The 572-nt window shown below is 65.7% G+C and carries 1 pseudogene; it reads right to left on the minus strand.

The features are described 5' to 3' along the window. Positions 1–513 (minus strand): annotated as a pseudogene (locus tag AC1DTN_RS38705) (SDR family NAD(P)-dependent oxidoreductase); the annotation flags it as partial. Positions 514–572 lie beyond the last annotated feature (59 nt).

Genomic DNA, 572 nt, shown 5'->3' on the forward strand with positions numbered 1-572 from the left:
GCCTTCGCCCTTGAGCTCGCGCCTGAGCGCTTCGCCGAAGCGAGCCAGACCCGCTTTGACAGCCGCGTAGGTCACATAGAAAGGTGCGCCGACCGGGGCGATGCCGGAGGCGACGTTCACTATCATGGCATCTCCGCTCGCTCACAGGGCGGGTATCGCCGCGCGGGTCAGCAGGATGGGCGCGAGCAGATCGACGGTCACCATCTGCTCGATATCGGCTTCTGTGGTGTTCTCCTGCCGGCCAGCCCGCACGCCGCCGGCGTTGTTGACGACGATGTCGAGTCCGCGCATCTGTATCGGCTGGTCCAGCGTGGCCGGGCGTCCCTCGGGACTTCCCATGTCAGCGCAGACGCCCGTCGCCGAGTCAAGGCTGCGCAGCGCATCACCCAGGACACTTCTGCGCCTTCCCGTGATGACCACCCTGGCGCCTCGCGCGATCAACGCACGGGCCAATGCGAGGCCGATCCCGCCCGATCCCCCCGTGATGAGGACTCGCTTGTTCTTCAGCTCCATTTCAAATTCCTTGCGCCGATGCAGGGGGATAGTTCGACGGGAAGAGCGCACGCTTGGTC

This window comes from Rhizobium sp. 01T444 (assembly GCF_056398305.1).